The following is a 12,387-nucleotide window of genomic DNA, read 5'->3' as shown; positions in this document are numbered from 1 at the left end:
AGGGTGCGGAGAACGCCGGGGTAGGCGTCGTCACGCGGCTGCGAGGCGGCGGGCGCGGGTCGGAGCGGCGTCATGGGCACCGATGGGTACTGACCGTCGGTAACGGGTGCAATGGTGGTTTCGGCGGAATGGTCCAGACTCATACCCCGTATTGTGCACCACCCGTCTGCGAAAAGGCTGTGAACAGCCCGTGCGGTTCGTGGCGTGTCCGACGGGACGTCACATCCGGGCGTGCCGGGCCATCACGACGGCGTAGACGCCGTAGAGGGCGATGCCGACTCCGGCGAGGACGAGCAGGATCTGTCCGAACGGCTGCGCCCCCAGGGTCTTGACGGCTCCGTCGAGACCCGTCGCCTTGCCGGGATCCGCGGTCAGCACGGCGGCGGCCACCAGGACACCGACACCGACGAGGGCGAGGCCCTTGGCGGTGTATCCGACCACGCCGATGACCCGGACCGGACGCCCGACGTGACCCTCGAGGTCCTTCTCGAACTTCGTGGAGATGCCCTTGTACACGTGATAAGCGCCGACGCCGATGATGACGGCCGCGGCCACGACGAGAACGACCTTGCCGATCGTCGACTCCATGAGGCGGGCGGTGAGCCCGGCGTTCTGCTGACCCGTCGACTGCCCGGCACCGCGAGCGAAGTTCAGCGCGGACCAGGCGAATGCGAGGTACACGACGGCGAGTGCACCGGCCTTGAGTCGATCGGTCGCACTGCCGGAATCGGCCTCGGTCTTCTTGCCCACCACCGCCTCGAGAATGCGCCACGCGGCGAGGGCCAGGAAGGCGACGACGGCGATCCACAGCATGACGGCACCGCCGGGCTTGGAGGCCAGCTCGCCCAGCGCGCCGGACTGGTCGGCGTTGCCGCCCTGTCCGAAGGCGAGCCGCACCGCGATGTATCCGATCAGGAGGTGCAGCACTCCGCTCACGAGATGCCCTGCGCGGGCGGCTCTCTCGAACGCCGTGCTGTTCTGGATGCGGTCCCCGCGAGAGGTGTCGATCGCCATCGGACCATGGTCCCACGTCAAGGGAGAAGAATGTCCGCTTCCGCCGCCCGGGTGCGTCGGTACGGCCGTGCGCTACAGTGCCTGTGTGCAGCGAGCATATTTTTGGTTCAGCAGGCCGGCCCTCGGTGGTCCGGTCAGCGGAACCATGCGCTGACCCACTCCACCCGACGAGCCGGCAGGACCGGCTCGCGTGGAATGCGTGTCCCGGTCGTGACGTCTCACCCGACCGCCCCGAGGACTCATCGTGACTCTCGCACTCGACACTCTTCCCGACCTGTCGCGGACAGGTCCGCTCGTCTCGCCGCGTGCGCTGCGGGACGCGGAACCCGCATCCGCCGACGCGGCTCTCCGCGTCGCCGACAGCCGTGACGCCCTGCGCGCCATCCTGACCGGAGCCGACGACCGCGTGGCCGTCGTGGTGGGCCCGTGCTCCGTGCACGACCCGATCGCGGCACTGGACTACGCCCGCCGGCTGGCCGTCCTGGCCGACGAGGTGGGGGATCGACTCCAGGTGATCATGCGGGTCTACTTCGAGAAGCCGCGGACATCGGTGGGCTGGAAGGGTCTGCTCAGCGACCCCGGCCTCGACGGCTCGGACGATCTCGACGCCGGGCTCCGGGCGGCGCGGCGCATTCTGGCCGCCATCGTCGACGGCGGCCTGCCCACGGCGACGGAGTTCCTCGATCCTGCTCTGTCCGGCCATCTCTCGGACCTGGTGACGTACGGGGCGATCGGTGCCCGCACCGCGTCGTCGCAGGTTCACCGCCAGATGGTCAGCGGTCTGCCGATGCCGGTGGGCATCAAGAACGGAACGGACGGCGACGTGCAGGTGGCCGTCGACGGGGTGCGCTCGGCGAGGTCGCCGCACGTGTACGCCGGGGTCGACGACGACGGCCGACTGGCCGCCGTGCGCACGACGGGCAACGAGGACGCCCACGTCATCCTCCGGGGTGGGTCCTCCGGCCCGAACTACGACGCGGCTTCGGTGACCGACGCTGGGGAGCGGCTCCGGCGCTCGGGCGCGGACCCGCGGGTGGTGGTGGACGTCAGCCACGGCAACAGTGCCAAGAACCACCGACGCCAGCTCGACGTGCTGGGCGACCTCGCCGACCGGATCGCCGGCGGCGACCGCGGCGTCGTGGGGGTGATGGTGGAGAGCTTCCTCGTCGAGGGCCGTCAGGACCTCGGCACGTTGGGGGAGCCGCTCACCTACGGCCAGTCGATCACCGATGCCTGCCTCGGGTGGGCCGACACCGAACGCGCCGTGCGTGCGCTGGCCGACGCCGTCAGCGCACGCCGTGCGGTCGGAACTGGACGCTGATCCGGGGCCCCGTGGCGCGCGTGCTCTTGGGCACGCAGTGCTCCCAGGTCCGCTGACAGGACCCGCCCATGACGATCAGATCACCGTGTCCCAGAGTGTGTCTCACCGAGGGACCGCCGCCGCGCGGTCGCAGCAACAGCGGCCGTGCGGCGCCGAGGGACACGATGGCGACCATGGTGTCCTCGCGCGCTCCGCGTCCGAGGTCGTCGCCGTGCCAGGCGACGCTGTCCTTGCCGTCGCGGTAGAAGCAGAGTCCGGCCGTGGCGAAGTCCTCGCCCAGTTCGGCTCGGTAGTGCTCGCTCAGCTGTCGACCGGCATCGACCAGGACGGGGGCGGGCAGCCGCTCGGGATCGGGGAAGAAGGAGACCAGGCGCGGGACGTCGACGACGCGGTCGTACATCGGTCGGCGTTCCGACCGCCACGGAACCTCCTCCACCAGCCGGTCGAAGACGGAGTCCGAGCCGCTCACCCAGTTCGGCAGCACGTCGATCCACGCGCCGTCGGTCAACACCGTCCGGCGGACGGACGTGAGGGAGCCGAGCGACGGTCCGTCCGCGCCGTCGTCGAACAGGGACGCCTGGAGTGCGTAGGTCACGGGGCCATCGTAGCGCGGTCGTTCGAACGTATGTTCCTACACGGCTGTCGTCACCGAACGCGGGCCAGCTCCGCTGCGCGCAGACCGACGTACAGTTCGGCGGCGTCCGCCGGGTTCGTGTGATCACGGCCCGTGAGGTCGTGGATACGGCGGAGCCGGTAGAGCACGGTGTTGCGGTGGTAGTGCAAGCGGTCGGCCGCCGCGGTGGTGGAACCGGCGGCCGCGAACCACGCGTCGAGCGTCTCGAGCAGGCTGTCCCGGTCCGCGAGGCGGTGCGAGCCCTCGGCCACGGCGAGCGGACCCAGGATCTGTCGGGCGGCCCGCGCGGCGGCGTCGGGAGTCGAGACCAGCAGCAGCGGAACCGGACACGCGTCGTAGCGACTGATGCGCGCGCTCCCCGGCGGTGCGCAGCGACGAGCCGTCCGGGCCTGCGCCACCGCCGTCGGGGTGGACAGCGACCGCTCGTAGTACGTGCCGACACCCAGTCGGGTGCCGTAGAGCCGGCCCAGGGTGTCCACCGCGTCGTCGAGCACCGCCGGCGCCGAGGCGACCAGCAGTCCCAGGTGACCGTCCGCATCGGTGTCCCACACCGACTCGACACCGAGCGGCAGGATGCTCTCGCGCGCGCTGCCCGGAGTGGCACCCCGGTCGACGGTGGTCTCGGCGGACACGACGGCGAAGTGGCCCGCGTCCGGGATGCGGAAGGCTCGCAGGGCGTCCTGCACGGCAGCGGGGTCAGAGGCGGTCTCGTCGAACAGAGCGCGGAGCACCATGCGGCGCGCATCGGCGTCGTCGAGGGCGAGCCGGTCCGCGGCGTCGCGATACGCCTCCGCGGCCGCGTCGGAGTAGGTGTCCACCAGTGCCCACACCTCGGTGGCCATCGCGAGCAGCACCTCCGGAGCCCGGCCCGCGGCCGCCGCGGTGAGCTCGGCCCAGATCAGACGACCACCGAGGCGGAATGCGTGCAGCAACGCCGCCAGCGGCACCGCGTTCTCGGCCTTGATCCGGCCGGCCGCGCGTGCGGGTTCCAGGTCGCCGCTCGCGCCCGTGGTCAGAGCGTCGAGCATGGACCGAAGATTGCCGGTGCACACCGTGGCGAGCTCGTCCCGCGTGAGCGACGTGGCCTCGAGGTACGACTGTTCGGCGACCAGGATGTCGAGGACGAGTCGCTCGCTGAGCTCGCCGACGTGCTCTCCCAGCAGCGCGGCGAGACCCTGCGAGGTGAGCGGTTCCGGTGCGGAGCGGCGGACGGCCACGGGCGTCGACATCACTCCACCGTACGGCTGTCCGGTGACGGACGCCACAGGGCGGCTGTGCCTCGGCACAAACCGGGCGCGTGAGCTGCCGACGTCCGCCTATGGCCACCCGATGTAGTACAGGTCACAATCAACGGTATGACCACAGGCGAACTCACCCCGAGTACCACCGGCGCATCCGCCTTTCCCGAGGTCGACGCGGCTCTCCGCGACCTCGAACAGGGCGAGGCCGCATGGGCACGTGCCTCGCTCGGCGACCGCGCGGACCTTCTCGACCGGGTCGCGGCCCTCACGGCGTCGAAGGCGCAGGAGTGGGTCGACGCGGCCGCTCGATTCAAGAAGCTGCCCGCGGCCTCCGCACTCCTCGGTGAGGAATGGCTCTCCGGGCCGTACTCCGTCGTCACCGCGTGCCACGTGCTCGCGCAGAGTCTGCGGCAGCTCGCCGTCGGGAATAGCCCGCTCGCGGACGCCCGGATCGGCTCGGGTCCGGGCGGGCGCACCACCGTGCAGGTGCTGCCGTCGAACATCTTCGACACGCTGCTGCTCAACGGGTTCTCCGCCGAGGTGTGGCTCGAACCGGGTGTCGACGCGGACACCGCGCGCCGTGACGCCGGACTCGCGCAACGGAACCCGACCGAGACCGGGGGCATCGGTGCGGTGCTCGGCGCCGGCAACATCACGTCCATCGCCCCGCTCGACACGCTCTACGAACTGGTCGCGCACAACCGCGTCGTCGCGCTGAAGCTCAACCCGGTGACGGATCCGATGGAACCGGTGCTCCGCGCCGTCTTCGCTCCCTTGGTCGAGCTGGGCGCGGTGCGCATCCTCACCGGTGGCCCGGACGTCGGCTCGTACCTCGTGCACCACGACGCCGTGGCGCACGTGCACATGACGGGCAGCTCGATCACGCACGACGCCATCGTCTTCGGCACCGGCGAGGAGGGTGCCGAGCGCAGGAAGGCCAACACCCCGTTGCTCGACGTGCCCATCTCGAGCGAACTCGGCGGCGTCTCGCCGGTCATCGTGATCCCGGGTGAGTGGTCCGACGCGGACATCCGGTTCCAGGCCGAGCACGTGGTGACCCAGCGGCTGCACAACGGCGGCTACAACTGCGTCGCCGCGCAGGTCGTGGTGATCTCCTCCGAGTGGCCGCAGCGCGACGCGTTCCTGGCGGCACTGCGCACGGCACTCCACGAGGCGCCGGACCGCGAGCCGTACTACCCCGGCAGCGCCACCCGCGTCGCCGGTGCCCGAGCGGACTACCCGGGCGCGGAGTCGCTCGGCCCGTCCGGCGGCCGCACCCTCGTGAGCGACCTCGATCCGGACAGCTACCGCGCTCTGCTCACCACCGAGTACTTCGCACCGGTGCTCGGTGTCATCGAAATCCCCTACACCGGGCAACGTTTCGTGGACGAGGCCGTCCGCATGTCGAACGAGGAGTTCGTCGGCACGCTCGGCGTCAACGTGATCGCGCATCCCGACACGCTGTCGTCGCTCGGCACCGCCGTCGACGAGATGCTCGAGGACCTGCGCTACGGCACCATCGCGCTCAACGCGTGGACCGGCGTCGGCTTCCTCACGGCGGCGGCGACCTGGGGTGCGTTCCCGGGCCACACGCTCGACGACGTCCAGAGCGGAATCGGCGTCGTGCACAATGCACTGCTGATCGACCGACCCGAGCGCACCATCGTCCGCGGGCCCTTCCGACCCGCGCCGCGCTCGATCCTGAAGGGCGAGTTCACCCTGTCGCCGAAGCCGCCGTGGTTCGTCACCAACCGCACCGCGGCCACCACCGCGAAGCGGTTCACCGCGTTCGCCGCGGCTCCGTCCTGGAAAGCCCTGCCCGCCATCTTCGCGTCCGCTCTGAGAGGTTGACATGACCGAGACTTCCACCGACTACGTCGTCGTCGGCGCAGGATCCGCAGGATGCGTCGTCGCGAATCGGCTCAGTGCCGCGTCGAACACCGACGTCGTCGTCCTCGAGGCGGGCCCGGAGGACAAGGACAAGTTCGTCCACATTCCCGCCGGGTTCTCGAAGCTCTTCCGTTCGGAACTGGACTGGGACTATGACACCGAGCCGCAGGCCGAACTCGCCGGCCGACGGATCTTCTGGCCCCGTGGGCGCATGCTCGGCGGCTCCTCGTCGATGAACGCCATGATGTGGGTGCGCGGGTTCGCAGCCGACTACGACGACTGGGCGGAGGCAGCGGGACCCGGGTGGTCGTTCGACAGCGTGGTGGACACCTTCCGCCGTATCGAGAACATCGAGGGTGCCACCGAGTCCGACGAGGGCAGCGGCGGACCGCTGCACGTGTCGAAGCAGCGCAGTCCCCGGTCGATCACCGGCGCGTACCTCGACTCGGCCGCGGCACTGGGCTTGTCGACGGAGCGCGCCAATCTCCCCACGCCCAAGGGCATGACCGAGACGATGGTCAACCAGAAGCGCGGCGCCCGGTGGAGCTGCGCCGACGCGTACCTGCGGCCGGCCATGTCACGGCCCAACCTCACCGTGGTGACGGAGGCGCAGGCCACGCGCGTGCTCTTCGAGGGAACCCGCGCAGTGGGTGTCGAGTACTCGAAGGACGGTGCGCTGCACACGGTTCGGGCCTCGAAGGAGGTCATCCTGTCCGGCGGTGCCATCAACACTCCGCAGTTGCTGATGCTGTCGGGGATCGGTGCGCCGGAGCATCTCGCCGAGCACGGCATCGACGTGGTGCACGCCGCCCCCGAGGTGGGCGAGAACCTCATGGACCACCTGGTGTCCGCCCTCGGATACGGGGTGCAGTCCGACACGCTGTTCACCGCGGAGAAGATTCCGGAGCTGATCAACTACCTCGCGCGTCGACGCGGCATGCTGACCTCCAACGTCGCGGAGGCGTACGGCTTCGTCCGCAGCCGCGACTCGCTCGACCTCCCGGACATCGAACTGCTCTTCGCGCCGGCGCCCTTCTTCGACGAGGGTCTCATCCCGGCGGACTCGCATGCGGCCATCCTGGCCTCGATCCTGCTCAAGCCGGAGAGCCGCGGACGCATCTCGTTGCGGTCGTCCGCACCGTTGGACAAGGCGATCGTGGATCCGCGCTACCTGTCCGACCCGGGCGGTGTGGACCGCGCGGCGATGCTCAGCGGGCTGCGCTACTGCGCCGACATCGCGCAGACGGAGCCGCTGAAATCGCGACTGGGGGAGATGGTGCGCCCGGTACTGCGCAACAGCGAGGCACTCGACGAAGCGCTGAGCGAGTCGCTGGAGACCATGTCTCACACCCTCTACCACCCGGTGGGCACCGCCCGGATGGGCTCGGACGCGGTATCGGTGGTGGATCCGGAGCTGCGGGTGCGCGGGGTGGAGGGGCTGCGCGTGGCCGACGCGTCCGTGATGCCGACGATCATCCGCGGCCACACTCACGCACCGTCGGTGCTCATCGGGGAGAAGCTGTCGGAGTTCGTGCTCGCCTCACGCGTGTGAGCGGTACGACCCCGGCGTCATCCCGGTCCACCGTTTGAAGGCGCGGCGGAAGGCGCTGGGTTCGGAGAAGCCGAGACGCGAGGAGATCTCCTCGGCCGTCTCGCCTCGTTCGAGCCCGGCGACCGCCGCGTCGCGCAGCACCTCGTCGCGCAGCTGACCCAGTGACGTGCCCTCCTGGCGCAGCAACCGGCGCAGGTGCGGCACGCTGATGGACAACATCGTCGCGATGTCGGTGGTGGTCGAGGCGCGGCCCATCGCGCCCAGTGCGAGGGCGCGCCGCACCACACTCGCCGCGCTGGAGCCGTAGTCCCGCTCCGAGAACAGGCGATTGGGCGACTCGCGGAGGTACTCCTCGAGGCTCTCCTCCGTCTGCACGAGCGGTGACGCCATGATCGCGTCGTCGAATTCCAGTGCCGCGACGTCGGATCCGAACGTCACGTGCACCCCGAAGATGTCGTCGTACACCCGCGGCGACGGATGCTGCGGTTCGGGGAAGGGCACCTGGACGGACAGCAGTTTCACGCGCCGCCCGATGAGCCACGCCGAGAAGCGGTGCCAGAGGATGAGCAGGAACTCGATGCGGATGCGCTGCGCCGCCTCGGCCGCCTCCGGGGAGAGCTGATCGGCGATCATCGTCGGGGAGTCGACGAGTTCGAGCCGGGCGCGTCCCCCGCCGCGCATCAGCACACCGCGCGGGACGCCGGGAAAGGCGCGACCGACGTCCACCATCCGCTCGAGCGCGCTCCCCAGATCGGGGCGGTGGATCATCGTCAGACTGAGTGCCCGAAAGGTGCCGCGGCGCACCGGAGCCGATCCGAGACCCATCAGCTCGTCGCCCGTCATCTGCCACAGCGCGCGAGTGAGGCGCGTGACCTGGTCGGTGGTGAGGCGGGCGCCGGGTCGAGTGAGGACGTGCGGGTCGATGTCGGCCTCGCGCAGGCAGGCGGACAGGTCCACACCCGTCTCCCGCGCGAGGGTCACCGCCGTGCGGACGAACTCCACCGAGATGGTCGGCGGCGCCGCAGTGTCGATCGTCATGGGGTGGCGGACAATCGGGCCAAGCGCGACGCCGCGTCGGCGAGCACGTGATCCTGTTTGCAGAAGGCGAAGCGCACCAGGGTGTCCCAGCCCTCGCGGTGATCGACGAACGCGTCCACCGGTACGCCGACGACGCCGATGCGTTCGGGCAACGCACGGCAGAAACTGTCGGCGTCGGACTCGCCCAGTGGAGCGATGTCGGCGCAGACGAAGTACGTGCCCTCACTGCGCTTGACGTCCAGCCCGGCATGCGACAGCGCGGCGGACAGCGTGTCCCGCTTGGCCTGCAGTCCCGTTCGCAGGGCGTCCACCCAGGCGCTCTCGTGGTCGAGGGCGTGGGCCACCGCCGGCTGGAAGGGGGCGCCGCCGACGAAGGTCATGAACTGCTTGGCCGCCTTCACCGCGGCGATGAGGTCGGCGGGTCCGCAGGCCCACCCCGTCTTCCACCCGGTGGCGTTGAACGTCTTCGCCGCGCTCGACACCGTGATGGTGCGCTCGGCCATGCCGGGGAGCGTGGCGATGGGGGTGTGGACGGCGTCGTCGAACACCAGTCGCTCGTAGACCTCGTCGGTGAGGACCAGGAGGTCGTGCTCGCACGCGACCTCGGCGATCGCGGCCAGCTCCGATGCGGTGAACACGGTTCCGGTGGGATTGTGCGGGGAGTTGACGACGATCATGCGGGTGCGCGGGCCGACGGCGGAGCGCAGGGCATCGACGTCGAGGGCGAACCGATCGCCGTCGACGACGAGGGGGACCGTGCGCCGCTGCGCACCCGCGAGCGCGACGGCGGCCGCGTAGGAGTCGTAGTACGGCTCGACGAGCAGCACCTCGTCACCGCTCTCGACGAGGCCGAGCATCGCGGCGCTGATCGCCTCGGTGGCCCCGACGGTGACCAGGATCTCCGCGTCCGGGTCGTACTCGGTGCCGTAGCGGCCGGCCCGGTCCCGAGCGACGGCGTCGCGCAACACCGCCATGCCCGGCCCGGGCGGGTACTGGTTGAGGCCGGACGCGATGGCCTCGCGCGCCACCTCCAGCATGCGCGCGGGGCCGTCGGTGTCCGGGAAACCCTGTCCGAGATTGACGGCGTCGTGCGTGGCCGCCAGCGCGGTCATCTCCGCGAAGATGGTGGACGCGAAGGGGCGCAGCCGGGCGACGGTGCGGGAAGGCCGGAGGCCGGCCGGATTCGATTCGCGGGAGGAAGGCCGGAGGCCGGCCGGTTCGGAGTCGGAAGGCCGGAGGCCGGCCGGACTCGATGCGCGGTCGTTCGACGTCACAGCCATGAGGGGGAGCCTAGCGTTCGAGTCACGAGTCCCTCGACGCGTCAGTCCGCGCGCTTCTGCAGCAGTTCCTCGGGCAGGTCGTGGGGGTCGATGAGGAGCTGATCGTTCTCGGCCTGCCGCACGGTCTCCGACACGGACAGGTTCTTGCGCAGCAGCTTCCACTCGACCGGATCGATGGCCTCGATGGCCGTCCGCAGCACGGTCCGGTCCCGCGTACCCCAGGCGACGGGCATGGGGCTGACCATCTGCCACGTCTCCGAGATGGATTTGGCGCTCCGGTCGGACAGCACGGCCACGGAGGGGACGCGCTCGCCCTCGGTCATCGTGTGTCCTGGCAGCGCCCGCACGTTCCGGACGACGAGTGCGTAGTGCGGGACGGTGGTCTCCGGCTTGGCGATGTCGATCAGCGCGAGGATCGTGGCTCCACGCGGTCGCGTCTCCGACACCATGGCCGGCACCAACGCGCTCGAGGCGTACAGCTCGTCGATGGACCCGACCTTGCGGGGCGCCCACACGGATACCCACAGCGACATCAGGGCGGCCACGGCCAGCACCGCACACAGGATGTAGGACCACGCGTGGTCGAGGACGTACAGCCAGGCCGCGCCGCCCGCGAGGAGCACGGCGAAGACGACGGACGAGATGCGCAACCGCCGCACGTCGCCGAGGGTCTCGTTCACCGACCGGGCGTGCGCGCGGTCCACGGGGAAGTCGAAGGTGCGCACGTCAGATCGCCGGTCCCAGGAGGTCGTCGGCGTCGGTGATGCGATACGCGTAGCCCTGCTCGGCGAGGAAGCGCTGGCGGTGAGCCGCGTACTCCGCGTCGAGGGTGTCGCGCGAGACGACCGAGTAGAAGTGCGCCTGCCCACCGTCGTGCTTGGGGCGCAGCAGTCGGCCCAGTCGCTGGGCCTCCTCCTGCCGGGATCCGAAGGTGCCCGAGACCTGCACGGCCACCGAGGCTTCGGGGAGGTCGATGGAGAAGTTGGCGACCTTGCTCACCACGAGGGTCTTGATCTCGCCGCGGCGGAACGCGTCGAAGAGCAGTTCGCGTTCCTTGTTCTTGGTCGAGCCCTGGATCACGGGAGCATCCAGGGCCGCACCCAGCTCGTCGAGCTGGTCGAGGTACGCGCCGATGACGAGCGTCGGTGAGTCCTCGTGCCGCGCCAGGATCGACTTCACCACGGCGATCTTCGTGTGCGCCGTGGAGCACAGCTTGTAACGCTCCTCCGGCTCCGCCACGGCGTACGACATGCGTTCCGCGTCGGTCAGAGTGACGCGCACCTCGATGCACTCGGCCGGCGCGATCCAGCCCTGTGCCTCGATGTCCTTCCACGGTGCGTCGTAACGCTTGGGGCCGATGAGCGAGAACACGTCGCCCTCGCGGCCGTCCTCGCGCACCAGCGTCGCGGTGAGTCCGAGTCGGCGTCGCGACTGCAGGTCGGCTGTCATGCGGAACACGGGAGCGGGGAGGAGGTGCACCTCGTCGTAGATCACCAGGCCCCAGTCGCGGGAGTCGAAGAGCTCGAGGTGCTTGTACTCACCCTTGGTGCGGCGCGTGATCACCTGGTAGGTCGCGATGGTGACCGGGCGGATCTCCTTGCGCTCGCCGGAGTACTCGCCGATCTCCTCCTCGGTCAGAGAGGTTCGGGCGATGAGCTCGCGCTTCCACTGCCGACCGGCGACGGTGTTGGTGACGAGGATCAGTGTGGTCGCGCGGGCCTTGGCCATGGCCGCGGCGCCCACCATCGTCTTGCCGGCACCACAGGGGAGGACGACCACACCGGATCCGCCGGCCCAGAACGAGTCGGTCGCCATCTGCTGGTAGTCGCGTAGCTCCCAGTGGCCACCGGAGAAGTCCAGATCGATGGGATGCGCCTCGCCGTCGACGTATCCGGCCAGATCCTCGGCCGGCCAGCCGACCTTGAGGAGCATCTGCTTGAGGCGCCCGCGCTCACTGGGGTGGACGAGCACGGTGTCGTCGTCGACCTGCGCGCCGAGCATCGGGGCGATCTTCTTGTGCCGCATGATCTCGGTGAGCACGGCGCGGTCGAGGCTCACCAGGGACAGCCCGTGCACGGGCGACTTGACCAGCTGGAGCCGGCCGTAGCGGGCCATGGTGTCGACGATGTCGACGAGCAGGGGCTGCGGAACCGCGTAGCGGGAGAAGGTCACGAGGGCGTCGACCACCTGCTCGGCATCGTGGCCCGCGGCGCGCGCGTTCCACAGCGCGAGCGGGGTGATGCGGTAGGTGTGGACGTGCTCGGGTGCGCGTTCCAGCTCGGCGAACGGAGCGATGGCCGAGCGGGCCTGCCCGGCGAGCTCGTGGTCGACCTCGAGCAACAGGGTCTTGTCGGACTGGACGATCAACGGTCCGTCGGTCACGGTCTCTCCTTCACGCGCCCCGCATGGACGAACCG

General features: G+C 70.2%; 10 protein-coding genes. 3 read left to right on the top strand and 7 right to left on the bottom strand.

Translation table 11 applies throughout. From position 1 onward, the window contains the following. Positions 1-219 precede the first annotated feature (219 nt). Positions 220-1,014, bottom strand: a complete 795-nt coding sequence (locus J4E04_RS16490) for a DUF1206 domain-containing protein (RefSeq protein ID WP_056446809.1) — start codon at positions 1,012-1,014, stop codon at positions 220-222. Positions 1,015-1,258: 244 nt separating this feature from the next. On the opposite strand from J4E04_RS16490, the gene J4E04_RS16485 reads away from it, so the two are divergent. Further along, entirely contained in the window at positions 1,259-2,335 is a 1,077-nt protein-coding gene (locus J4E04_RS16485) for a 3-deoxy-7-phosphoheptulonate synthase (protein WP_037183986.1), read from the top strand. On the opposite strand, the gene J4E04_RS16480 is transcribed toward J4E04_RS16485, so the two are convergent. After that, positions 2,301-2,930, bottom strand: coding sequence for an alpha-ketoglutarate-dependent dioxygenase AlkB (locus tag J4E04_RS16480; protein WP_222627809.1), 630 nt, complete (start codon positions 2,928-2,930; stop codon positions 2,301-2,303). The genes J4E04_RS16485 and J4E04_RS16480 overlap by 35 nt on opposite strands. 50 nt (positions 2,931-2,980) lie before the next feature. Then, positions 2,981-4,198 (bottom strand): PucR family transcriptional regulator, encoded by a 1,218-nt coding sequence (locus J4E04_RS16475; RefSeq protein ID WP_490149040.1) that lies wholly within the window; start codon positions 4,196-4,198, stop codon positions 2,981-2,983. 126 nt (positions 4,199-4,324) lie between these two features. Between J4E04_RS16475 and J4E04_RS16470 the strand changes: the two genes are divergently transcribed. Together J4E04_RS16470 and J4E04_RS16465 are read left to right on the top strand one after the other, a co-directional pair. After that, positions 4,325-6,061, top strand: coding sequence for an aldehyde dehydrogenase family protein (locus J4E04_RS16470; protein WP_490149039.1), 1,737 nt, complete (start codon positions 4,325-4,327; stop codon positions 6,059-6,061). A gap of 1 nt (position 6,062) precedes the next feature. Continuing rightward, positions 6,063-7,652, top strand: coding sequence for a GMC family oxidoreductase (locus tag J4E04_RS16465; RefSeq protein ID WP_490149038.1), 1,590 nt, complete (start codon positions 6,063-6,065; stop codon positions 7,650-7,652). On the opposite strand, the gene J4E04_RS16460 is transcribed toward J4E04_RS16465, so the two are convergent. Genes J4E04_RS16460 through J4E04_RS16445 form a run of 4 tightly spaced genes read right to left on the bottom strand, consistent with a single transcriptional unit; the run spans position 7,641 to position 12,352 of the window. Further along, positions 7,641-8,690, bottom strand: a complete 1,050-nt coding sequence (locus J4E04_RS16460) for an AraC family transcriptional regulator (RefSeq protein WP_056446817.1) — start codon at positions 8,688-8,690, stop codon at positions 7,641-7,643. The genes J4E04_RS16465 and J4E04_RS16460 overlap by 12 nt on opposite strands. After that, the gene (locus tag J4E04_RS16455; RefSeq protein WP_490149037.1) at positions 8,687-9,970 is read right to left on the bottom strand and encodes a pyridoxal phosphate-dependent aminotransferase; all 1,284 of its coding nucleotides are present in this window, start codon (positions 9,968-9,970) and stop codon (positions 8,687-8,689) included. The genes J4E04_RS16460 and J4E04_RS16455 overlap by 4 nt, the downstream gene beginning before the upstream one ends. 41 nt (positions 9,971-10,011) lie before the next feature. After that, positions 10,012-10,695, bottom strand: a complete 684-nt coding sequence (locus J4E04_RS16450) for a DUF3239 domain-containing protein (RefSeq protein WP_222640926.1) — start codon at positions 10,693-10,695, stop codon at positions 10,012-10,014. A 1-nt stretch (position 10,696) separates the two neighbouring features. After that, positions 10,697-12,352, bottom strand: coding sequence for a DNA repair helicase XPB (locus J4E04_RS16445; RefSeq protein ID WP_222627798.1), 1,656 nt, complete (start codon positions 12,350-12,352; stop codon positions 10,697-10,699). Positions 12,353-12,387 lie beyond the last annotated feature (35 nt).

The sequence above is a fragment of the Rhodococcus sp. NFXS4 genome, from assembly GCF_058139645.1.
This window is presented reverse-complemented; position numbering and strand designations above follow the sequence as displayed.